This is a genomic window from Yersinia sp. 22-579, assembly GCF_030433455.1.
Classification (GTDB): domain Bacteria; phylum Pseudomonadota; class Gammaproteobacteria; order Enterobacterales; family Enterobacteriaceae; genus Yersinia; species Yersinia enterocolitica.
Window position 1 is genome coordinate 158,668 of the sequence record NZ_JAUJTZ010000001.1, and the last position, 21,890, is coordinate 180,557.

The following is a 21,890-nucleotide window of genomic DNA, read 5'->3' on the forward strand; positions in this document are numbered from 1 at the left end:
TTATGAGCAACCAAAAAGATACTCAGGTGAGTAACGAAAGCCAAAATGTGGCTAACCTGGCAGTCAATGCGGCTGAACCGGCGACCACAGCAGAAGTTTTCGAGTTGAGTGCTGAAGAACGTGATGCTATCGAACATGAAAAGCACCATTACGAAGATGCCCGTGCCGCGTCAATTGAAGCACTGAAAATTGTGCAAAAACAACGTGGTTGGGTGCCGGATGGGGCGATTCACGCCATTGCTGAAGTGTTGGGTATCCCAGCCAGTGATGTTGAAGGTGTGGCGACATTCTACAGCCAGATCTTCCGTCAACCGGTTGGGCGTCATGTGATCCGCTACTGTGACAGCGTGGTGTGCCACATCACCGGTTATCAGGGAATCCAAGCCGCGATTTCGAAAAAACTCAGCATCCAACCCGGTCAGACCACCTTTGATGGCCGCTTTACACTGCTGCCGACCTGCTGTTTGGGTAACTGTGATCGTGGCCCGACGATGATGATCGATGACGATACGCACAGCTACCTGAAGCCTGAAGATATTGAGAAGTTACTGGAGCAATATCCATGACAGTCAACTCAGGTTTTACCAAAGAGATTGTGCGCACGCCGGAAATGCACCCGCTGACCTGGCGTTTGCGCGATGATAAACAGCCAGTATGGTTGGATGAATATCGCAGCAAAAACGGCTATGTCGGCGCGGAAAAAGCCTTAAAAAGTATGGCAGCACCTGATGTTGTTAGCTTAGTCAAAGACGCCGGCCTGAAAGGGCGTGGCGGTGCTGGCTTCTCCACCGGTTTGAAGTGGAGCCTGATGCCAAAAGACGAAAGCATGAACATCCGCTATCTGCTGTGTAACGCCGATGAGATGGAACCGGGTACCTATAAAGACCGCCTGCTGATGGAGCAATTGCCTCATTTGTTGGTGGAAGGGATGCTGATCAGTGCCTTTGCGCTGAAAGCTTACCGCGGTTACATCTTCTTGCGTGGCGAATATATCGAAGCTGCCGTGCACTTGCGCCGTGCCATTGCTGAAGCGACTGAAGCGGGTTTGCTGGGCAAAAACATTATGGGCAGCGGCTTTGATTTTGAGCTGATTGTTCATACCGGGGCGGGTCGTTATATTTGCGGTGAAGAAACTGCACTGATTAACTCGCTGGAAGGCCGCCGTGCCAACCCACGTTCCAAGCCACCTTTCCCGGCATCTTCTGGTGTTTGGGGCAAACCAACTTGCGTTAACAACGTTGAAACTCTGTGTAACGTTCCGGCCATTCTTGAGCATGGCGTGGAGTGGTATCAGGGAATTACCGCCGGTAAAAGTAACGATGCGGGTACCAAACTGATGGGCTTCTCTGGCCGGGTGAAAAATCCGGGTCTGTGGGAATTGCCGTTTGGTATCACCGCTCGCGAAATTCTGGAAGATTACGCTGGTGGCATGCGCGATGGTTTGAAATTCAAAGCCTGGCAGCCGGGTGGAGCAGGTACTGACTTCCTGACCGCCGACCACCTGGATTTGCCGATGGATTTTGAAAATATCGCTAAAGCTGGCAGCCGTTTAGGGACTGCATTGGCTATGGCGGTAGACCACGAAATCGGTATGGTTCCGCTGGTGCGTAATCTGGAAGAGTTTTTCGCCCGTGAATCCTGTGGCTGGTGTACACCTTGCCGCGATGGGTTGCCGTGGAGCGTGAAGATCCTGCGTGCACTGGAGCGCGGCGAAGGTCAGCCGGGCGACATCGAGACGCTGGAGCAGCTTTGCCGCTTCTTAGGGCCGGGTAAAACCTTCTGTGCCCACGCGCCGGGCGCGGTTGAACCACTACAAAGTGCGATCAAATATTTCCGGGAAGAATTCGAAGCCGGGATCGCAAGCAAAGACTATGGCAACACCCGAGCCATAGCCGGTATTCAACCAAACCTGTTAAAAGCGCGCTGGTAGCATAGATACCCTTACGGTTTGCCGTGGGGGTCAGCATTTTTGATTAACGCCTGCCGTAAGGTAGGTCATTTGGAAGCATGCATATGGCTACGATTCATGTAGACGGCAAAGAATACGACGTAAACGGGGCCGACAACCTGTTACAGGCTTGTCTCTCCCTGGGACTCGATATTCCTTACTTTTGCTGGCATCCGGCGCTGGGAAGCGTCGGCGCTTGCCGCCAATGTGCGGTAAAGCAATACCAAAACGCGGACGACACGCGTGGGCGTTTGGTGATGTCCTGTATGACGCCAGCCACCGATGGAACCTTTATTTCCATTGATGACGGTGAAGCCAAAGCGTTCCGTGAGAGTGTGGTTGAATGGTTGATGACTAACCACCCACACGATTGCCCGGTCTGTGAAGAAGGGGGTAACTGTCATCTGCAAGATATGACAGTGATGACCGGCCACAGTTTCCGCCGCTATCGCTTTAGCAAACGGACTCACCAAAATCAGGATCTCGGCCCGTTCATCTCTCATGAAATGAACCGCTGTATCGCCTGTTATCGCTGTGTACGTTATTACAAAGATTATGCTGATGGCACTGACTTTGGTGTCTACGGTGCGCATGACAACGTCTACTTTGGTCGCACCGAGAGCGGCACGCTGGAAAGCGAGTTCTCCGGTAACCTGGTAGAAGTGTGCCCGACCGGTGTATTCACCGATAAAACCCATTCCGAGCGTTATAACCGTAAATGGGATATGCAGTTCGCGCCAAGTATCTGCCAGCAGTGCAGCGTAGGATGTAACACCAGCCCAGGTGAACGTTATGGTGAACTGCGCCGTATCGAAAACCGCTACAACGGCAGCGTGAACCACTACTTTATGTGTGACCGCGGCCGCTTTGGTTATGGCTACGTCAACCGCAAAGACCGCCCACGTCAGCCGCAGCAATTGCGTGGCAATGATTGGATCCACCTGAACGCCGAACAGGCGATGCAAGGTGCGGCGGATATTCTGCGTCAGGCGAAGAAAACCATCGGTATCGGCTCACCGCGTGCCAGCCTGGAAAGCAACTTTGCGTTGCGTGAACTGGTGGGGGCGGAAAACTTTTATACCGGTATCGCCGCCAGCGAACAACAACGCCTGCAACTGATGCTGAAAGTGCTGCGCGAAGGCGGTATCTACACGCCAGCATTACGTGAAATCGAAAGCTACGACGCCGTGCTGATTCTGGGTGAAGATTTGACTCAGACGGGGGCCCGTATCGCGCTGTCTGTTCGTCAGGCAGTGAAAGGCAAAGCCCGTGAAATGGCGGCAGCACAGAAAGTGGCTGACTGGCAGATTGCTGCCATTATGAACATTGGCCAGCATGCCAAACATCCGCTGTTTATCACCAACGTTGATAACACCCGCATGGATGATATCGCGGCATGGAACTATCGTGCGCCAGTGGATGATCAGGCCCGGTTAGGTTTCGCCATTGCGCATGCATTGGATGAATCTGCCCCTGCAGTAGCTGACCTGGATCGTAATCTGAAAGGTAAAGTGGATATCATCGTGCAAGCCTTGGCGGGTGCGAAGAAACCACTGATTATTACCGGCAGCAGTGCTGGCAGCGATGCCATTATTGAAGCCGCCGCTAACGTGGCGAAAGCGCTGAAAGGCCGTGGTTCGGATGTCGGTATTACTTTCGTTGCCAGTGCGGCTAACAGCATCGGCCTTGCTATGATCGGTGGTGGTTCATTGGATCAAGCGCTGGAGTCGTTGACCCAAGGTGATGCAGATAGCGTTATCGTGATGGAAAACGATCTCTATCGCCACGCGGCGAAAGACAAAGTTGATGCGGCGCTGGATAAAGTGGCCAACCTGATCGTGGTTGATCATCAACGCACCGCCATTATGGATAAAGCGAACTTAATTCTATCAGCGGCCAGTTTTGCTGAAAGTGACGGTACGCTGGTCAATCAGGAAGGCCGCGCTCAGCGCTTCTTCCAGGTTTATGACCCAACTTATTATGACGACCCGAAAAAACCAGAAAGCCGCAGCATCATGCTGGAAAGCTGGCGTTGGCTGCATTCACTGCACTCAACTTATACCAGCCGCCATGTGGACTGGACACAGCTTGATCATGTGATTGCCGCCTGTGTTGCAGCATTGCCGCAGTTGGAAGGGATTGTTGAAGCTGCACCCGATGCCAGCTTCCGTATCCGTGGTCAGAAACTGGCCCGTTCACCAATTCGCTACAGTGGCCGTACTGCCATGCGTGCGGATATCAGTGTGCACGAACCGCGCCAACCGCAGGATATCGACACGCCGTTTGCCTTCTCAATGGAAGGGAACAACAGCCCACTGGCTGACCGTCAGCAGATCCCATTTGCCTGGGCACCGGGCTGGAACTCACCGCAAGCATGGAACAAATTCCAGGCTGAAGTGGGCGGCAAGCTGCGCTTTGGTGATCCGGGTATTCGTTTGATTGAAGCAGGGGAGGGAACGCTCGGTTACTTTGATTCTATACCCGCCGCCTTTACCGCCAACGGCGAAAACTGGCAGATTGCCCCTTACTATCATCTGTTTGGTAGTGAAGAGATGTCTCAGCGTTCAGATGTCATCCAGCAGCGCATGCCAGCACCTTATGTGATGGTCAATCCTGCTGATGCGGCCCGTCTCGGGGTAAACCTCGGTACGCTGGTGGAGTTCAACTGTGCCGGTCAGACCTTGCGTCTGCCAGTACGTTTGAGTGAAACCTTGGCTCAGGGTCAGGTCGGCTTGCCGCTTGGCTTACCGGGTATTCCACCGATTATGGTGGGTGCGCGCGTTGAGAATCTGCGGGAGGCAGTACTATGAGCTGGTTTACCCCTGAATTGATTGAGATTTTAATCTCTGTCCTGAAAGCGGTAGTGATTCTGCTGGTCGTGGTGACTTGCGGTGCATTTATGAGCTTCGGCGAGCGTCGCTTGCTGGGCTTGTTCCAGAACCGTTACGGGCCAAACCGTGTCGGTTGGGGCGGGTCATTGCAGCTGGTGGCTGACATGATCAAAATGTTCTTCAAAGAAGACTGGGTGCCGCGCTTCTCCGACCGGGCTATCTTTACCCTGGCACCGGTGATTGCCTTTACCTCACTGCTGCTCTCCTTTGCCATCGTCCCGGTCAGCCCGACCTGGGCGGTTGCGGATCTGAATATCGGTATTTTGTTCTTCCTGATGATGGCGGGGCTGGCGGTATACGCTGTGCTGTTCGCCGGTTGGTCCAGTAATAACAAATATTCTCTGTTAGGGGCGATGCGTGCTTCAGCGCAAACCCTAAGCTATGAAGTGTTCCTCGGCTTATCCTTGATGGGCGTAGTGGCACAAGCTGGCTCATTTAACATGCAGGATATTGTTAACTCTCAGGAGCACGTCTGGAATGTTATCCCGCAATTCTTTGGTTTTGTGACCTTTGCCATTGCGGGTGTTGCCGTCTGTCACCGTCATCCCTTTGACCAGCCAGAAGCTGAACAAGAACTGGCCGATGGTTACCACATTGAATATTCCGGTATGAAATTCGGTTTGTTCTTCGTCGGTGAATATATCGGTATCGTGACTGTCTCTGCACTGATAGTCACCTTATTCTTCGGCGGTTGGCAAGGCCCGTTCTTGCCGCCATTTATCTGGTTTGCGCTGAAAACGGCTTTCTTCATGGTGATGTTCATTCTGATCCGTGCATCCTTGCCGCGCCCACGTTATGACCAAGTGATGTCATTCGGCTGGAAAGTTTGCCTGCCGTTGACCCTGCTGAATCTGCTGGCGACTGCCGCGGTCATTTTGTACAACGCTCAATAAGGGGTGAATGAACCATGACGTTGAAAGAGTTAGTGGTTGGTTTCGGCACCCAAGTGCGCAGCCTGTGGATGATTGGCCTTCATGCCTTCCACAAGCGCGAAACCCAAATGTATCCGGAAGAGCCGGTTTACCTGCCGCCGCGTTACCGTGGCCGTATCGTGCTGACGCGCGACCCCGACGGTGAAGAGCGCTGCGTTGCGTGTAACTTGTGTGCGGTTGCCTGTCCGGTTGGCTGTATTTCATTACAGAAAGCCGAGCACAAAGATGGCCGCTGGTATCCGGAGTTCTTCCGTATCAACTTCTCTCGCTGCATTTTCTGCGGCCTGTGTGAAGAGGCTTGCCCGACTACCGCTATCCAGCTGACGCCGGATTTTGAAATGGGTGAGTTCAAACGCCAGGATCTGGTGTATGAGAAAGAAGACTTGTTGATCTCGGGGCCGGGTAAATATCCGGAATATAACTTCTACCGGATGTCCGGTATGGCGATTGACGGCAAGCAGAAAGGCGAAGCCGAAAATGAAGCCAAACCGATCGACGTTAAAGGTCTGATGCCTTAGGAGCCAGCGTCCATGGAATTTGCATTTTATATTGCAGCATTGGTGGCAGTGGTGGCGACTATTCGCGTTATCACTCACACCAACCCGGTACATGCGCTGCTGTACCTGATTATCTCTTTGCTGGCTATTTCGGCCGTGTTCTTCTCACTGGGGGCTTACTTTGCCGGTGCGTTGGAAATCATTGTTTACGCCGGTGCCATTATGGTGCTGTTCGTGTTCGTGGTGATGATGCTGAACTTGGGCAATGTCGAGCAACAAGAGCGCGATTGGCTGAAACCGAGCTTGTGGATTGGCCCTGGTTTACTGGCATTGGTACTGCTTACCGTGCTGATTTATGCCATCAGTTCAGTCACTGATTCCGGTATTAGCGGTGAAATGGTCGATGCCAAAGCAGTCGGTATCAGCCTGTTCGGTCCTTATGTACTGGCGGTGGAACTGGCTTCAATGCTGCTGCTGGCCGGTCTGGTGGTTGCCTTCCATATCGGGCGCGAACACAAGCCGGGTGAAGTGCTGGGCGCAAGTGAAAGCGCGAAAAGAAAAACGGAGGAACAAGCATGATCCCTCTACAACATGGCCTGATTTTAGCGGCCATTCTGTTTGTGCTGGGGCTGACGGGGTTGATTATTCGTCGCAACCTGCTGTTTATGCTGATAAGCCTTGAAGTGATGATCAACGCGGCGGCGCTCGCCTTTGTGGTGGCGGGCAGTTATTGGGGTCAGGCTGACGGTCAGGTGATGTATATCCTGGCGATCACGCTGGCGGCGGCGGAGGCCAGTATTGGTCTGGCACTGCTGTTACAGCTGTATCGTCGCCGTCATACTCTGAATATTGACACAGTCAGTGAGATGCGCGGATGAACCTATTATATTTAACAATTCTGCTGCCACTGCTGGGCTTCTTGCTGTTGGCATTCTCCCGTGGGCGTTGGTCTGAAAATACCTCTGCCATTGTCGGGGTTGGATCGATTGGTCTGACGGCACTGGTGACACTGTATGTTGCCGTAGACTTCCTCAGTCAGAAGGCCACCGGGGTTCAGGTGTTTAACCAAACCCTGTGGAACTGGATGTCGGTCGGCACCTTCAACATTCCGTTGACTCTGACACTGGACGGCTTGTCGCTGACCATGTTGTCTGTCGTCACTGGCGTGGGCTTCCTTATCCACATGTATGCCTCTTGGTATATGCGTGGAGAAGAGGGCTACTCCCGCTTCTTCGCCTACACCAATTTGTTTATCGCCAGTATGGTGGTTTTGGTGCTGGCCGATAACCTGATGCTGATGTATCTGGGTTGGGAAGGTGTGGGTCTGTGTAGTTATCTATTGATCGGTTTCTACTACACCAATCCGGCTAACGGTGCGGCGGCGATGAAAGCCTTTATCGTGACCCGTGTGGGTGACGTGTTCCTGGCTATCGCGCTGTTCATCCTGTATCAGGAACTGGGCACGCTGAACATTCGTGAGCTGATGGTATTGGCACCGCAGAAACTGGAAATGGGCTCTACCGCCATTACCTGGGCGACGCTGATGTTACTCGGTGGTGCAGTGGGTAAGTCGGCGCAGTTGCCGTTACAAACCTGGCTGGCCGATGCGATGGCAGGCCCAACTCCGGTTTCCGCGCTTATCCATGCGGCTACCATGGTTACCGCCGGTGTCTATCTGATTGCCCGTACTCACGGTCTGTTCCTGATGGCACCAGAAGTGCTTCATCTGGTGGGAATCATCGGGGCCGTAACTCTGGTGTTGGCCGGTTTTGCCGCGCTGGTGCAGAGCGATATCAAGCGCGTGTTGGCCTATTCCACCATGAGCCAGATTGGCTACATGTTCCTGGCGCTCGGCGTTCAGGCGTGGGATGCGGCTATCTTCCACCTGATGACTCATGCATTCTTCAAAGCGTTACTGTTCCTCTCTTCTGGCTCAGTGATTCTGGCCTGTCACCACGAGCAAAATATCTTCAAAATGGGTGGTCTGCGTAAGACTATTCCATTGGTGTATATCTGCTTCTTGGTGGGGGGCGCGGCGCTGGCAGCATTGCCAATCGTCACCGCAGGCTTCTACAGTAAAGACGAAATTCTGTGGGGTGCATTGGCCAGTGGCCATATCAATCTGATGGCCGCGGGGCTGGTTGGGGCATTCCTTACCGCGCTGTATACCTTCCGTATGATTTTCATTGTGTTCCACGGCGAGCCAAAAACCAAGGCGCATCCGGTCAAAGGGATCACTCACAGCCTGCCGCTGATCGTGTTGCTGGTGCTATCGACATTTGTTGGCGCGCTGATAACTCCGCCGCTGGCGGGTGTATTGCCAGAGCTTCATTTCGGTGAAGAGGGCAAAATGCCGCTGGAAATCTTCTCCGGCGTGTTGGTGGTGATGGGTATCGCACTGGCAGCAATGCTGTATCTGGGCAAACGTCAGCTGGTCAACAGCATCGCGCAAAGTGCGCCGGGCCGCTTCTTTACGGTCTGGTGGTTCCACGCGTGGGGCTTCGACTGGCTGTACCATAACGTGTTTGTCCGCCCGTATCTGTGGATTGCAAGATTGTTGCAACGTGATCCGCTGAACTCACTGATGAATACCCCGGCGATACTTTCGCGCTGGAGTAATCGCGGTCTGACCGTCAGTGAAAATGGGCAGGTGCGTTGGTATGTCGCGTCTATGGGTTTGGGTGCAGTCGTTGTACTGGCTCTGTTGCTTTTCGTTTAATTAGGGACACAAAACGCCATGCTATTACCTTGGCTAATTCTTATCCCCTTTATCGGCGGCTTACTGTCTTGGCAGTGTGAGCGCTTCGGTACCAGAGTACCGCGCTGGATAGCGCTACTCGCGATGGGGCTGACATTGGTGCTCTCCTTGCAGTTGTGGGTGCAGGGCAACTATTCACTGATGAACCCGGCGGGTATCCCGCAGTGGCAGTCAGAATTCACCTTGCCGTGGATCCCACGGTTCGGCATCTCATTCCATCTGGCTTTAGATGGTTTGTCACTGCTGATGGTGGTGCTGACCGGCCTGTTGGGTGTGCTGGCTATCCTCTGTTCGTGGCGTGAAATTCAGCGCAATCAGGGCTTCTTCTACCTGAATCTATTGTGGATTCTGGGTGGGGTAATCGGCGTGTTCCTCGCCATCGACATGTTCCTGTTCTTCTTCTTCTGGGAAATGATGTTGGTGCCGATGTACTTCCTGATTGCTTTGTGGGGTCACAAAGCATCAGACGGTAAAACTCGCATCGCGGCAGCCACCAAGTTCTTCATCTATACCCAGGCCAGCGGCCTTATCATGCTGATTGCCATTTTGGGGCTGGTGTTCGTGCACTACAACGCCACCGGTATCTGGACTTTCAACTATGAAGATTTGTTGAAAACCCCGATGTCCCATAATGTGGAATGGCTGCTGATGCTGGGCTTCTTTATCGCGTTTGCGGTAAAAATGCCGGTTGTACCATTGCACGGTTGGTTGCCAGATGCGCACAGTCAGGCACCAACAGCAGGTTCTGTCGACCTGGCGGGGATTTTGCTGAAAACCGCAGCTTATGGTTTGCTGCGATTTAGCCTGCCACTGTTCCCGAATGCCTCGCATGAGTTTGCGCCAATCGCCATGTGGCTGGGTGTCATCGGTATCTTCTACGGTGCGTGGATGGCCTTCTGCCAGACCGATATCAAACGCCTGATTGCTTATACCAGCGTATCGCACATGGGCTTTGTGTTGATTGCCATTTATACCGGCAGCCAACTGGCTTACCAAGGCGCGGTTATCCAGATGATTGCCCACGGCCTGTCAGCCGCCGGTATGTTCATCATCTGCGGCCAGCTGTATGAGCGCCTGCATACACGTGATATGCGCCAAATGGGTGGCCTGTGGGGTCGAATCAAATACTTGCCTGCGCTATCGCTGTTCTTCGCGGTGGCAACATTGGGGATGCCGGGTACCGGTAACTTCGTGGGCGAATTCATGATCCTGTTCGGCAGCTTCCAGGTGGTTCCGGTGATTACCGTGATATCCACTTTTGGGCTGGTTTTTGCTTCGGTTTACTCGCTGATTATGATGCAGCGTGCTTATTACGGCGCGCCAAAATCTGAAGAAGCATTACCGGGCATGAGTGCAAGGGAACTGTCCATCATCCTGCTGTTAGTGGTGTTGCTAGTATTGCTGGGGGTTTATCCGCAGCCAATTCTCGACACATCTCATGCTGCGATGAGTAATGTACAGCAGTGGTTCAATGCTTCATCTATTATTCCAACAACAAGGCCGTAATTCGCCATGACAATAACTCCTCAACAACTGATCGCAATGCTACCGCTGTTGATCGTCGGATTGACGGTGGTGGTTGTGATGCTGTCCATTGCGTGGCGACGCGATCATTTTATCAACGCCACTCTCACGGTTATCGGGCTTAACCTGGCGCTGCTGTCACTCTACTTTGTCGGTCAGGTCGGGCCGATGGATGTCACACCGCTGATGCGGGTTGATGGCTACGCGATGTTCTACACTGGGCTGGTGATTGTTGCCAGTCTGGCGACCAGCACCTTTGCTTATCCGTGGCTCAATGGCTATCCGGATAACCGCGAAGAGTTCTACCTGCTGGTGCTGATTGCGACTATGGGCGGTATTTTGCTCGCTAGCGCCAATCATCTGGCATCGCTGTTCCTGGGTATCGAGCTGATTTCCTTGCCGCTGTTTGGTTTGATCGGCTATGCCTATCGGCAGAAGCGCTCACTGGAAGCCAGCATCAAGTACATGCTGCTGTCTGCGGCGGCATCGTCATTCCTGCTGTTTGGTATGGCGCTGTTGTATGCGGAATCTGGTAGTTTGTCATTCGCCGGTCTGGGCAAAAGCCTGAGTGACTCCATGATTCACCAACCGCTGATCCTGGCCGGTCTGGGGATGATGATTGTTGGTCTTGGCTTTAAGTTATCGCTGGTGCCGTTCCAACTGTGGACGCCGGATGTGTATCAGGGCGCACCTGCCCCGGTATCTACTTTCCTGGCGACCGCCAGTAAGATTGCCATCTTTGCGGTGGTAATGCGCTTGTTCCTGTACGCGCCAGCCGCTGACAGTGAAGCGGTGCGTTTAGTGCTCTCGCTGATTGCTGTGGCCTCGATTCTGTTTGGTAACCTGATGGCTATCAGCCAGACCAACATCAAGCGTCTGCTGGGTTATTCCTCTATCGCGCACCTTGGCTATTTGCTAATTGCGTTGGTGGCAGTGCAAACCCATCAACTGGCATTGGAGACCGTCGGCGTCTATCTGGCTGGTTACCTGTTCAGTAGCTTGGGGGCTTTCGGTGTGGTCAGCTTGATGTCCAGTCCGTACAAAGGCCCGGATGCGGAATCACTGTTCTCCTACCGTGGGTTGTTCTGGCATAAGCCCATTCTCTCTGCGGTGATGACGGTGATGATGTTGTCACTGGCCGGTATCCCAATGACCTTGGGCTTTATTGGTAAGTTCTTTGTCGTGGCAATGGGTGTAAGCGCCAACCTGTGGTGGCTGACCGGTGCCGTGGTATTGGGCAGCGCCATCGGCCTGTATTACTATCTGCGCGTGACTGTCAGCTTGTATCTGAGTGCGCCGGAAACCCTGGTTCGTGATACACCAAGTAACTGGGCATTGACTGCCGGTGGTGTGGTGGTGCTGATTTCCGCGATTTTGGTACTGGTGCTGGGTATCTATCCGCAACCGCTGATTTCGCTGGTGCAGTTGGCGCAGCCACTGATGTAATACTGCGTTAAGTTCGTCATGCCAACCCCCTGTAAGCTGAAACTTGCAGGGGGTTTTGTTTTTTTACTCTGCGCTGAAATTAAGGTTATTTAAGGTGGGGGTGGGGTTAATAGTGGATGCTATGACATGCTGAGTTTAAATAAAATAGAGGCTTATAGACACCCTCATTAATGGGGCTCATGGTGGAAATGTTATTAAGGTGATATTTATGGGTTTAGTTGGTATTGTTTCTCAAACTATTTGCACTGCCAAAGAATTATTTAATCATGATCCTAACGATAAGTCTTATTTAAAGGCAAAACCAGAAATATTTGATTGGGGTGAAAATGAAAAAACTCAGAGACTAATTGACTTCTTAAATAAAGAAGAAAAAGAAAAAACTGTACATGACAAAAATTCTGTCCCTATAGAAATAGATAAAATGTTAAATAAAAGCAAAGAACACCTTGATTCTTTTCTTTTAAAAGCACAAAAACATAAAGATTCATGTGGTCATCTTATTGAACGGGCATGTTTTAATCAGTATAAAATTGAATTTAAAAACCAGCATGAAGCGAAAGAACATTTGTCTTATTATGCAATAAAAACAATCACTAATGATATATTAGAAAAAATAAACCCTGAAATTGATTCATCTGATAGCTTATTAGATACAGAAGGAGACGTTAGCCATAAAGCTAAAGAGTATTTACCACCACAAATGTGTAAAGATATGGTAGTAAGATTGCTTAATGCTGAGATTGGTGATTTGAAAAATATAAATAAGGAATTTTGTACTGATATTACTGATAAACCCTATGATAGTATGGCATCTATCTTGGCTGACTATATAAATAACCATGCCAGCTACACTGTTGGGCCTGAGAAGTTTAGTGATCTATTAATGGCATATTATGATTACAACGCGGGGAAGTTTGATTTTCCTTCGGCAGCACAGTTAAAAGAAATCGGCGATAAAGCCGTAGAAAATTTTGAATTTGTAAAATCATATCCTCTGAATATGTTAGAAAATTTATTGAAACAATCTGACGGCACGCGTGATTACATATACATTCCAAATAGAGCTTAAATGTGACTTTAATCACAAAAAAAATGTATGCAATCTTGGTTGTTAACTGTTTTTGTGATCATTGTACATGAAAGGATATTGAATTCAGGTAAACTGCGCAACTTTCATGCAATACATTTTCTCTTTTAACGTTTTGCGCAGGTGAATACTGATGAACATTATTCTGATGATTGCCATTACCACTGGCATTCTCTCAGGTATCTGGGGTTGGGTTGCGGTCAGCCTGGGGCTTATTAGTTGGGCGGGTTTTTTGGGCTGCACTGCCTACTTTGCCTGTCCGCAAGGTGGTTTGAAAGGGCTGCTTATCACCCTACTAACCTGCATGAGCGGGGTATTTTGGGCGATGATGATTATTCAGGGCAGCGCTTTGCAACCGGAATGGGCTATCCTTGGCTATGTTCTGACGGGTCTTGTGGCGTTTCTGATGTGTATTCAGGCCTGTCAGCAGTGGTTATCCTTTGTCCCCGGCACCTTTATCGGTGCCTGTGCAACTTTTGCCGCTAATGGTAATTGGAAGCTGGTGATTGTTTCGCTGTTAGTCGGGGTAGTGTTCGGTTATGCCATGAAGAACAGCGGATTATGGTTAGCGGCGAAAAGGGAACGGCAAGGGAGCAGAGTTCCAGACGTTCTCGACAAGGCATAGATTGGGCTATGTGGCCCAGTTAGATTGTCAAAACGTGATAGTCACCGGGCTTGCGATAAAGCAATCAGCCAAGGGGCCATAATAAGCCAGCCCTTGGCTCCAACAATTAGATTAATTTGTCAGTTGGCATAACGACATCCATGAGAATAGAAAGTAATGTCTTTATTCTTTTTTATAAAGCGCGATTTTCTCTAAATTACAGCCCAGGTTTTTTACAAATACTCTGAAAATCTTGCAATGGGAGAGGTGTTGCCTGATCTGGACTGACTTTATACAATTCAAATACACATATATCACCTTCAATGCGATTTCTAAATTCATATAATTCATCTTTTTCAGGGCGGATGGTTATTGTTTTTTGGCAGAGTCTTTGATCTGAGGTGTGGTAAGAGGCCCAAACTGTTGTTAGTTTTCCTGCATGAACATAAAACTCTGCCATATCAATAGGATATTTTCCTTTAGGGAGCTCAGTTTTTGTAAATCCTTTATCGATAAAAACAGGTTTACCTTCATAGGATTGACGGACATGAGGATAATAACCCTTCTCTGGCATTTTATACGGTTCATTGCAGTCATAACCCGACCAAATATGCGAGTCTTCTGTGAATCCAATGATGCGAACTTTGGCTGTATCACCACTGGTCACATCATGATAGATATTCACAACAGGGGTTGGTCTGGAACAACTTATTAGAAGTAAAACTGGCAGGGTCAGAAGTGTGGTTCTTATCAATCTCATGGTTAAAATCCATTCTCAGTAAATTTTGACTATATAACCTAATTAAAACTTAATGCTTTTTGCACGAAATTCTTGCAATAGTTTCTTACTGGCCAACCTTTGACCCGATCTTTGCCGTATTGCTGGAAGATTTCATCCTTATCCATGGATAGGGTTATTTTTAAATTATCAGGAATTTCTGCCGAACCGTAACCTGGAGAAATAAAATAATGTTTACCCGGTTCTGGCACAAACGATGCTGACAGGTAGGCGACCCTTGGACCCTGAGATAGACTTTGTTCCACCGCATAAAAACCACCCGGTTCTATCTTACTTTCTATTATATTCCCATCGGCGGCTAATATATTAGAATTCAGTTCATATCTTGTGTCCATCTGATAACAAGCATCAGCTTTAACATAATGGTATTTGGCAATATACGTTGTGCCAACATTGCCCTTATCATTTTGGATGTATATAGTGGCCGCATCAGCATTATTATAACCTTGGTAGTCAAGAGGAAGTAAATGGGAGCAGCCAGTTAAGAGAATTAGAGGGGTGGCAATGAATAAATTCCTTAATGACATTTTTAAAATCCTTATTATTTAGTTAAAGTTAAATATTTAAACCAATATTTAATTTGTTATGTTTGTTGCGGTTTGCCATTATTCTACGATTCATAAAATCTACAGGAAAAGTTAGCTATTTAAACTACACCACAGCGTATAGACTTTATTTATTGAAGTGTACTGCTAACAAAAACAAAATGTTAGCCGTATTCTAGCGGTAGACGACTATATTCGAGAAAAACAAGATATTGACGTTAAGTCATAATAAAGCGCTGAGTTATCAGGAAAAAATCGCAGGTTCGTCTCTTGTTTTATCGTATAAGCTTACTTTGGTCCGAAGAAGGAGTATTTAAGAGCGGATAATTGTGGCTGTTCGTCAGCCAGAATAATGATTGTGTGTATCTATCTTGCTTGCGGAAAAATCCATACGCGCGTGAGTGTGGACAGTTTAGACGGCACTTGTACTGAACCCAAAAACTTAGAGCTATTGGTTGATATTTATTCAGCAATCACTTAATCCTTGTTGCCCCAATTGGGCAGGAGGGCAGGCTGTCCCTTCTGCCCAATTGGTCGGTTGAGGCGCTCAAAGCTAAGTGAGCCGTGAAGTTATGACAACCAAATCTATTCACCAATCAATATCAACCGACCCTGATTATCGACCCATTCCTAAATCACAACAGATGATTCGCCACTTTAACTACTATTTTGCGCAGCGGTGCAACGTCGCCTAATGTTCCCATTGGACGGTGCAACTCACCTGGGAACAGCAAGGCGATATCACCCGGAGCCAGAGTCAATAAAGTTTCGGTGGTAATGCCTTCAAATAATCCGTAATCCCGTTCGGTATCAAAATCCATTGTAGGGCGCTGGCCCTGAGCTGATGGTGAAGCACCAATCACCTCACTGCCTTCCAGCAGAATATGAATATCAATGTAATAACGATGTAATTCAGGTGCTTGCTCATACAATGGTTTAGATGAGGCAATAATGTGATTGAGATAAATCTCACGGCCTTCAATGTCTAATTCACCAGCGGGTAAATTGGCTAAATCCATCTTGCTGATGGCGGCCAGTGTGCGGCGGATAGCATCTGGATAAAGTGGGTTATTCACCGCGCTTTTCAATTCATCAAGTATCATAACTATTCCTATATTTCTGCGTATGCATCATGCCGAGGATTTAAGCACAGTGACTGACGTTATTTTCCTGCTCCAGTGCGGTAATACAGTGTTTAACAACACCAGCAATGTCAGGAGATATATCAATTGGAATGATGTCCGGTTCGCGGGCATCAGGGACTTCCAGTGTCGCGAACTGGCTTTTTAACAGACTCTCCGGCATAAAATGCCCCGCCCGTTGCTGCATTCTGCGTAATACCAAATCGTAATCGCCCGTCAACCACAGAAAGCGAACTCCCTGATTACCCTCGCGCAGACGGTCACGATACTGTTTTTTCAGCGCTGAACAGACTAAAAAACCGACTTCATTTTTTTGTTGCAGGCTATATGCCACGTCACTTAGCCGTTCAAGCCACGGAGCGCGGTCACTATCATTAAGCGGCTGACCTGATGCCATCTTTTGGATGTTGGCGCGTGGGTGCAGATCATCGCCATCAATAAATTTGGCGTTAAGTGCCTGTGCCAGCGCTTGGCCCACACAGGATTTACCCGTGCCCGATACGCCCATAACAATAATGCATTTCCCAGACATAACTTTCCCCTGCTGCTTATCAGACTGCAACTAACATCCCGCCATCAACAAATAGCAGATGACCATTAACAAAGTCTGATGCTTTGGAAGAGAGATACACCGCGGCACCAATCAACTCTTCCGGATCCCCCCAGCGGGCAGCTGGTGTGCGTTTACACAGCCAATCGGTGAAAGCCTTATCGTCTACTAGTGCTTTTGTCATATCCGTTTTGAAATAACCTGGGGCAATACCATTGACCTGAATATTGTAACGGGCCAGTTCAACACACATCCCACGCGTCAACATTTTCACTGCACCTTTAGAGGCAGCATATGGCGTGATAGTGTCGCGGCCTAATTCGCTTTGCATTGAACAAATATTAATAATCTTTCCGCGTTGGCGTTTAACCATATAACGGGAAACTGCTTGTGAAACCAAGAATACGGATTTCTGATTTACCGCAATCACATCATCCCAATCTTTTTCTGGGAATTCGGTAAAGGCATGGCGCCGTTGAATACCGGCGTTGTTAATTAAAATATCAATGGCACCAATATTATTTTCTATTTGTGCAATAGCATCATTCACAGCATCATGGTCAGTGACATTAAATGCCGCGGCATAAGCAACAAAACCGCTGTCGCGTAATTCTGCAGCGGCTTTTTCTGCGCGTTCTGCGGTAATATCATTAACTATTATTTCTGCGCCAAATTCGGCAAGGCCTTTTGCTAATAAAAAACCAATGCCTTGAGCGGAACCCGTAATTAATACTTTGCGGTTTTCTAACGAAAATAAATTCTTCATAGTAATTCCTGATGGAAATGGCGCTTATTAATCGACATTATAAAATCAATATTATTGAATAATGGCTGTGCGAAAACATGTGCCTATCAAACCGTTTTCCGCCTTGCCAAACTGTGATGCAGATCACTTTAATTCATGTTACGACAAGCTGTTACCACTTACGTGAGCGACATCGCCTTGGTGACGGTAAAAGAGGACTATTTGTATGGGCTTTGTTCTTCAATGGGGGGCGTAGTGGCTTAACTTATTGATAATAAAATAACTAAATAATAGGAAGCATGATTGTTATTGTATTTTAAATCAGTAACATGCTTTTCATTATCTCCGCTAACAGTGCATAATCACTTTTTACTCTAAATAATTCGAGTTGCAGGAAGGCGGCAAGGGAGAGAATCCCGATGAGCTTACTGTGTTGTAAGTGATTCGGGTTATTGAGTGCAGCCAACGCACATGCAGCTTGAAGTATGACGAGTATATTCTTCCCACACTCTTGTTCCAGGTATATGCCATGAAAAACCAGCGTGTTACGTTACAGGATATCGCGTTACTAGCAGGCGTGACTAAAATGACTGTCAGCCGCTACTTACGCACGCCGGAAAAAGTGGCTCCAGAAACCGGTGAGCGTATCGCTCAAGTGATGGCTGAAGTCAATTACAGTGCTGATTCAGAAGGGGAAACTAGCCTCAATCAAAAAAGCCCGAGAATCGGTATTTTGGTTCCCTCCTTTAATAACCAGATTTTCTCTGATTTACTGGCTGGTATCGAGTCGGTCACCGCCGCCAGCGGTTATCAAACACTGGTAGTCAACTATAACTACAATAAAGAACGTGAAGAAGAACAAATAGTTAATCTGCTTTCTTGCCAGATTTCCGGGCTGATACTGACTGATTCTGAACATACCTTACGTGCGGACAAATACCTGAATGCTTCAGAGCTTCCGGTTGCGCAGGTGATGGACCTGGAACCCCAGTTCAACCGTATTACGGTTGGTTTTAATAATTATCAGGCCGCTTACGATATGACGGCCACATTGCTGGCAAGTGGGAAGCAAAATGTTGTCTATTTCGGTTCAATGTCTGATGTGCGAGATCGTAAACGTTATCAAGGCTATAGCCAGGCAATGACGGACGCGGGGTTTGCACCACTACATATTACGCCTAATAAAGTTTCATCCGTCTCTATTGGTGCCGGGATGTTGGCATTGGCACGACAAATGTATCCGCAAGTCGATGCTATTTTCTGTACCAATGATGATATGGCGGTAGGCGTGTTACAAGAATGCTTGAAATTGGGCATGGTGGTACCAGCAGAAATGGCGATCTCCGGTTTTCATGGGTTGGATATCGGCCAGGCGACCACTCCAGTACTGGCCAGTGTCACCACTCCACGTTTTGAAATGGGCAAAGTGGCTGCTGAAATCTTGATTAAGAAAATAAAAAAAATCCCGACAATTGAACAAGTTGACCTGCATTATCGTATTTCACTCGGTGGAACTATCTAAGATTTCTGCTGTTGTTGAAATACTTCTAAATTGCCCACAACTGCCATTGTGTTATTGAATGGCAGTCAATGTTCCTCTTGGATAACCCGTCATAATAATATTCCTAGCATAACAAATTATGCCAATCCATAACATTTTCATTAAGGCATTACATAAATCATTAACGCTGATTTGCTTAGCTGAAACAATTCAGCACCAGCAATGATAGGTCGATCACGTTACCGGTAACATGTTTTCTTAACATGATTTACAGTGACCTGCATCACAAAATAAAACATTGAAAACGGGTCTTATAACGACATTCGCTAAATGGCTTAATCATCTGATGACTATCCACTGCCATTTTTGGTTTTTGATTTATTGACATGATCAGGTACTCGTTATGAAAAACAGCAAACCATCTTCTTTCAAACAGGCCGTATTAATTATTGCCCCGGTAATGGACTATTTGACCGAGAAACTGGAACAGAATTTTACTGTTCATAAGCTCTTCGAAGTTACGGATACTGCTGAATTTTTTGCACAACAAGGCGAGAATATTAAGGGTATCGTCACTCGTGGTGATATTGGTGTGACCAACGAAGCACTGGCGTTATTACCTGAAGTACAGATTATCTCAATATTTGGCGTAGGGACTGACGCGGTCGATTTAGACTATACCCGTGAGCGCAATATCATCGTCACCACTACCCCTGGCGTATTGACTGATGATGTAGCCGATACCGCTTTGGGGCTGATTATCGCGACTTCACGACGTCTCTGTCAGGCAGATAAATTCCTGCGTGCCGGTCAGTGGCCGCACAGCAACTTGCCATTGGCCTCTAAAGTGACCGGCAAACGTCTGGGTGTCTTTGGTATGGGCCGCATTGGTCAAGCTATTGCCCGCCGCGCAGCCGGTTTTGATATGCAAATTGCTTATACCGACACCGCCCACATCGAAAGCCTGCCATATCAGCATGTTCCGGACTTAATCAGCCTTGCCAGACAAAGCGATATTCTGGTTATAGCCATATCGGGTGGCAAAGACAGTGTTGGTCTGGTTGATAAAACCATTTTTACTACGATGCCAAATCATGCTCTGCTGATTAATATTGCTCGTGGCAGTATGGTCAATCAGGATGATTTAATCCGTGCATTGCAACAGAAAGAAATTGGTGGGGCAGGTTTGGATGTATTTGCAGATGAGCCTAATGTACCGCAGGCATTAATCGAAATGGATAATGTGGTATTACTGCCCCATATCGCCAGTGCCACCATCGAAACCCGAATTCAAATGAGTGATATTGTATTTTCAAATATTCAAGCTCACTTCGCGGGTGAGAAAGCACCCACTGCTATTACTTACTAATTAAGAAAAAATGAGGGTTAATTAAATTGATCCTCAAATTACTATAATAAAAATAAAAGACCACATCGTGAGTTTTAAATAACTGGCAAATTACCCTAATTTGTTGGCGGCATTCTCTACGCTATTTTCTTAATGGTGTGGGAATTATTCAGCTAGAGAAAGAGGCGTGTTTATATGGACAGTAAGATCCCTAATGCCCGTTGGTTCCGCGTTATTGTGCCAATAATGATTGCTTGTATTATTTCTTTTATGGACCGGGTAAATATTAGTTTTGCACTACCAGGTGGCATGGAAAGTGATCTGGCTATTACCAGCCAAATGGCCGGTTTAGCGGGCGGTATTTTCTTTATTGGTTATTTATTTTTACAAGTACCGGGTGGCCGTATTGCTGTTCATGGCAGCGGCAGAAAATTCATTGCTTATTCCCTTGCCGTCTGGGCTGTGGTGTCGATTCTGACTGGCTTTGTGACTAACCATTATCAATTATTATTCCTGCGCTTTGTGCTGGGTGTTTCTGAGGGCGGCATGTTGCCTGTGGTGCTGACTATGGTCAGTAACTGGTTCCCGGAACGCGAAATTGGCCGCGCCAATGCTTTCGTGATGATGTTTGCCCCTATCGGTGGCATGTTCACTGCGCCTTTATCTGGTTTTATTATCAATGCGTTAGACTGGCGCTGGCTATTCTTCCTCGAAGGTTCATTGTCAGCCGTCGTGTTGATTATGTGGTGGTTTGTTATCAGTGACCGACCGGAAGAAGCCAAATGGCTGTCGAAAAAAGAGCGCGATTATCTGGTCACCGAGCTGGCACGTGAGCGGGCAGAGCGGATGCTGGATGCGCCAGTCACTAATGCGCCATTAAAAGCGGTATTTCTGAATAAAGGTTTGATGAAACTGGTTGCTCTGAACTTCTTTTATCAGACCGGGGATTATGGCTACACCTTGTGGTTGCCGACTATTCTGAAAAATCTGACCGGCGGTAATATGGCTTCGGTTGGTATTCTGGCTATTCTGCCGTTTATTGCCACCACCGCCGGTATTTATGTCATTTCTTCACTATCAGATAAAACCGGTAAACGCCGTTTGCTGATAATGATTTCTCTGTTCTGCTTTGCCGCTGGTCTGGTGACATCCGTTATTTTCCGCCACAACGTATTGGTCTCTTATCTGGCTCTGGTGGTGTGCGGATTCTTCCTCAAAGCCGCAACCAGCCCATTCTGGTCTATTCCAGGCCGTATTGCTGTGCCAGAAGTGGCCGGTGGCGCTCGCGGTGTGATTAATGGGTTAGGCAATTTGGGCGGATTCTGTGGCCCGTATCTGGTCGGTGTCATGATTTTCTTCTACGGCCAAAGTGCAGCAGTTTGCATGTTAGCTGGCTCATTAATTATTGCCGGGCTGATTACCTTAACCTTGCCAAAAGAGTGTGATGTTGAAGTCGCAGCGAAGGGAAAGGGCATTGCTGACAAAGGCTTAGCCAAAATAAAACGCGCTTAAGCCAGGTAGGCGGTCTTTATTGCAACGGGCATGACCGCCGCCATTCATCACCGGAGAATCT

The 21,890-nt window shown here is 48.3% G+C and carries 20 protein-coding genes; 15 read left to right on the forward strand and 5 right to left on the reverse strand.

Features of this window, described 5'->3' with window-relative positions; all coding sequences use genetic code 11:
- Window positions 1–2: 2 nt before the first annotated feature.
- The 12 genes from nuoE (at window position 3) to QSV56_RS00935 (ending at window position 13,708) form a co-directional block, all read left to right on the forward strand.
- Window positions 3–566: an NADH-quinone oxidoreductase subunit NuoE gene (nuoE, locus tag QSV56_RS00880; protein ID WP_005159216.1), complete on the forward strand. Its 564-nt coding sequence runs from the start codon at window positions 3–5 to the stop codon at window positions 564–566.
- Complete coding sequence (gene nuoF, locus QSV56_RS00885; RefSeq protein ID WP_050328470.1) at window positions 563–1,930, forward strand: NADH-quinone oxidoreductase subunit NuoF; 1,368 nt, start codon at window positions 563–565, stop codon at window positions 1,928–1,930. The genes nuoE and nuoF overlap by 4 nt, the downstream gene beginning before the upstream one ends.
- A gap of 83 nt (window positions 1,931–2,013) precedes the next feature.
- Window positions 2,014–4,758: an NADH-quinone oxidoreductase subunit NuoG gene (nuoG, locus tag QSV56_RS00890; RefSeq protein WP_019083544.1), complete on the forward strand. Its 2,745-nt coding sequence runs from the start codon at window positions 2,014–2,016 to the stop codon at window positions 4,756–4,758.
- Window positions 4,755–5,732 carry an NADH-quinone oxidoreductase subunit NuoH gene (gene nuoH, locus QSV56_RS00895; protein ID WP_005159221.1) on the forward strand — a complete coding sequence of 326 codons (978 nt, stop codon included), beginning with the start codon at window positions 4,755–4,757 and terminating at the stop codon, window positions 5,730–5,732. The genes nuoG and nuoH overlap by 4 nt, the downstream gene beginning before the upstream one ends.
- 14 nt (window positions 5,733–5,746) lie before the next feature.
- On the forward strand, window positions 5,747–6,289 hold the full coding sequence (gene nuoI / locus QSV56_RS00900; RefSeq protein WP_005171687.1) for an NADH-quinone oxidoreductase subunit NuoI: 543 nt from the start codon (window positions 5,747–5,749) through the stop codon (window positions 6,287–6,289).
- Window positions 6,290–6,301: 12 nt separating this feature from the next.
- A complete protein-coding gene (gene nuoJ, locus QSV56_RS00905; protein ID WP_005159228.1) occupies window positions 6,302–6,847 on the forward strand; it encodes an NADH-quinone oxidoreductase subunit J in 546 nt (181 codons plus the stop codon).
- Complete coding sequence (gene nuoK, locus QSV56_RS00910; protein WP_005159229.1) at window positions 6,844–7,146, forward strand: NADH-quinone oxidoreductase subunit NuoK; 303 nt, start codon at window positions 6,844–6,846, stop codon at window positions 7,144–7,146. Before nuoJ ends, nuoK begins: the two co-directional genes overlap by 4 nt.
- The gene (nuoL, locus tag QSV56_RS00915) at window positions 7,143–8,987 is read left to right on the forward strand and encodes an NADH-quinone oxidoreductase subunit L (protein WP_050335710.1); all 1,845 of its coding nucleotides are present in this window, start codon (window positions 7,143–7,145) and stop codon (window positions 8,985–8,987) included. The genes nuoK and nuoL overlap by 4 nt, the downstream gene beginning before the upstream one ends.
- 18 nt (window positions 8,988–9,005) lie before the next feature.
- Complete coding sequence (gene nuoM / locus QSV56_RS00920; RefSeq protein WP_050078321.1) at window positions 9,006–10,532, forward strand: NADH-quinone oxidoreductase subunit M; 1,527 nt, start codon at window positions 9,006–9,008, stop codon at window positions 10,530–10,532.
- Between the two features lie 6 nt (window positions 10,533–10,538).
- Complete coding sequence (gene nuoN, locus QSV56_RS00925) at window positions 10,539–11,996, forward strand: NADH-quinone oxidoreductase subunit NuoN (protein ID WP_046050577.1); 1,458 nt, start codon at window positions 10,539–10,541, stop codon at window positions 11,994–11,996.
- A gap of 208 nt (window positions 11,997–12,204) precedes the next feature.
- Complete coding sequence (locus QSV56_RS00930; RefSeq protein WP_046050578.1) at window positions 12,205–13,065, forward strand: hypothetical protein; 861 nt, start codon at window positions 12,205–12,207, stop codon at window positions 13,063–13,065.
- Between the two features lie 151 nt (window positions 13,066–13,216).
- Entirely contained in the window at window positions 13,217–13,708 is a 492-nt protein-coding gene (locus tag QSV56_RS00935; RefSeq protein ID WP_019082023.1) for a DUF1097 domain-containing protein, read from the forward strand.
- Between the two features lie 196 nt (window positions 13,709–13,904).
- Here the strand turns inward: QSV56_RS00935 and QSV56_RS00940 are convergent, their stop codons facing one another.
- The 5 genes from QSV56_RS00940 to idnO all read right to left on the reverse strand — a co-directional run bounded on the left by QSV56_RS00940 (window position 13,905) and on the right by idnO (window position 17,489).
- Window positions 13,905–14,447: a hypothetical protein gene (locus QSV56_RS00940; protein WP_229697819.1), complete on the reverse strand. Its 543-nt coding sequence runs from the start codon at window positions 14,445–14,447 to the stop codon at window positions 13,905–13,907.
- A gap of 38 nt (window positions 14,448–14,485) precedes the next feature.
- Entirely contained in the window at window positions 14,486–15,013 is a 528-nt protein-coding gene (locus tag QSV56_RS00945; protein WP_019082025.1) for a hypothetical protein, read from the reverse strand.
- Between the two features lie 653 nt (window positions 15,014–15,666).
- Complete coding sequence (locus tag QSV56_RS00950; RefSeq protein ID WP_019082026.1) at window positions 15,667–16,134, reverse strand: YhcH/YjgK/YiaL family protein; 468 nt, start codon at window positions 16,132–16,134, stop codon at window positions 15,667–15,669.
- Window positions 16,135–16,174: 40 nt separating this feature from the next.
- Window positions 16,175–16,705, reverse strand: a complete 531-nt coding sequence (locus QSV56_RS00955) for a gluconokinase (protein ID WP_019082027.1) — start codon at window positions 16,703–16,705, stop codon at window positions 16,175–16,177.
- Window positions 16,706–16,724: 19 nt separating this feature from the next.
- Complete coding sequence (gene idnO, locus QSV56_RS00960) at window positions 16,725–17,489, reverse strand: gluconate 5-dehydrogenase (protein WP_019083539.1); 765 nt, start codon at window positions 17,487–17,489, stop codon at window positions 16,725–16,727.
- A gap of 508 nt (window positions 17,490–17,997) precedes the next feature.
- On the opposite strand from idnO, the gene QSV56_RS00965 reads away from it, so the two are divergent.
- The 3 genes from QSV56_RS00965 to QSV56_RS00975 all read left to right on the forward strand — a co-directional run bounded on the left by QSV56_RS00965 (window position 17,998) and on the right by QSV56_RS00975 (window position 21,829).
- Window positions 17,998–18,990, forward strand: a complete 993-nt coding sequence (locus tag QSV56_RS00965; protein ID WP_019082029.1) for a substrate-binding domain-containing protein — start codon at window positions 17,998–18,000, stop codon at window positions 18,988–18,990.
- Window positions 18,991–19,372: 382 nt separating this feature from the next.
- On the forward strand, window positions 19,373–20,338 hold the full coding sequence (locus QSV56_RS00970; RefSeq protein ID WP_301210266.1) for a 2-hydroxyacid dehydrogenase: 966 nt from the start codon (window positions 19,373–19,375) through the stop codon (window positions 20,336–20,338).
- 174 nt (window positions 20,339–20,512) lie between these two features.
- Window positions 20,513–21,829 carry an MFS transporter gene (locus QSV56_RS00975; RefSeq protein ID WP_046050582.1) on the forward strand — a complete coding sequence of 439 codons (1,317 nt, stop codon included), beginning with the start codon at window positions 20,513–20,515 and terminating at the stop codon, window positions 21,827–21,829.
- Window positions 21,830–21,890: the final 61 nt, after the last annotated feature.

Coding starts and splice junctions, on each gene's coding strand:
- nuoE (WP_005159216.1), top strand. CDS start 3: ATGAGCAACCAAAAAGATACTCAGGTGAGTAACGAAAGCCAAAATGTG.
- nuoF (WP_050328470.1), top strand. CDS start 563: ATGACAGTCAACTCAGGTTTTACCAAAGAGATTGTGCGCACGCCGGAA.
- nuoG (WP_019083544.1), top strand. CDS start 2,014: ATGGCTACGATTCATGTAGACGGCAAAGAATACGACGTAAACGGGGCC.
- nuoH (WP_005159221.1), top strand. CDS start 4,755: ATGAGCTGGTTTACCCCTGAATTGATTGAGATTTTAATCTCTGTCCTG.
- nuoI (WP_005171687.1), top strand. CDS start 5,747: ATGACGTTGAAAGAGTTAGTGGTTGGTTTCGGCACCCAAGTGCGCAGC.
- nuoJ (WP_005159228.1), top strand. CDS start 6,302: ATGGAATTTGCATTTTATATTGCAGCATTGGTGGCAGTGGTGGCGACT.
- nuoK (WP_005159229.1), top strand. CDS start 6,844: ATGATCCCTCTACAACATGGCCTGATTTTAGCGGCCATTCTGTTTGTG.
- nuoL (WP_050335710.1), top strand. CDS start 7,143: ATGAACCTATTATATTTAACAATTCTGCTGCCACTGCTGGGCTTCTTG.
- nuoM (WP_050078321.1), top strand. CDS start 9,006: ATGCTATTACCTTGGCTAATTCTTATCCCCTTTATCGGCGGCTTACTG.
- nuoN (WP_046050577.1), top strand. CDS start 10,539: ATGACAATAACTCCTCAACAACTGATCGCAATGCTACCGCTGTTGATC.
- QSV56_RS00930 (WP_046050578.1), top strand. CDS start 12,205: ATGGGTTTAGTTGGTATTGTTTCTCAAACTATTTGCACTGCCAAAGAA.
- QSV56_RS00935 (WP_019082023.1), top strand. CDS start 13,217: ATGAACATTATTCTGATGATTGCCATTACCACTGGCATTCTCTCAGGT.
- QSV56_RS00940 (WP_229697819.1), bottom strand. CDS start 14,447: ATGAGATTGATAAGAACCACACTTCTGACCCTGCCAGTTTTACTTCTA.
- QSV56_RS00945 (WP_019082025.1), bottom strand. CDS start 15,013: ATGTCATTAAGGAATTTATTCATTGCCACCCCTCTAATTCTCTTAACT.
- QSV56_RS00950 (WP_019082026.1), bottom strand. CDS start 16,134: ATGATACTTGATGAATTGAAAAGCGCGGTGAATAACCCACTTTATCCA.
- QSV56_RS00955 (WP_019082027.1), bottom strand. CDS start 16,705: ATGTCTGGGAAATGCATTATTGTTATGGGCGTATCGGGCACGGGTAAA.
- idnO (WP_019083539.1), bottom strand. CDS start 17,489: ATGAAGAATTTATTTTCGTTAGAAAACCGCAAAGTATTAATTACGGGT.
- QSV56_RS00965 (WP_019082029.1), top strand. CDS start 17,998: ATGAAAAACCAGCGTGTTACGTTACAGGATATCGCGTTACTAGCAGGC.
- QSV56_RS00970 (WP_301210266.1), top strand. CDS start 19,373: ATGAAAAACAGCAAACCATCTTCTTTCAAACAGGCCGTATTAATTATT.
- QSV56_RS00975 (WP_046050582.1), top strand. CDS start 20,513: ATGGACAGTAAGATCCCTAATGCCCGTTGGTTCCGCGTTATTGTGCCA.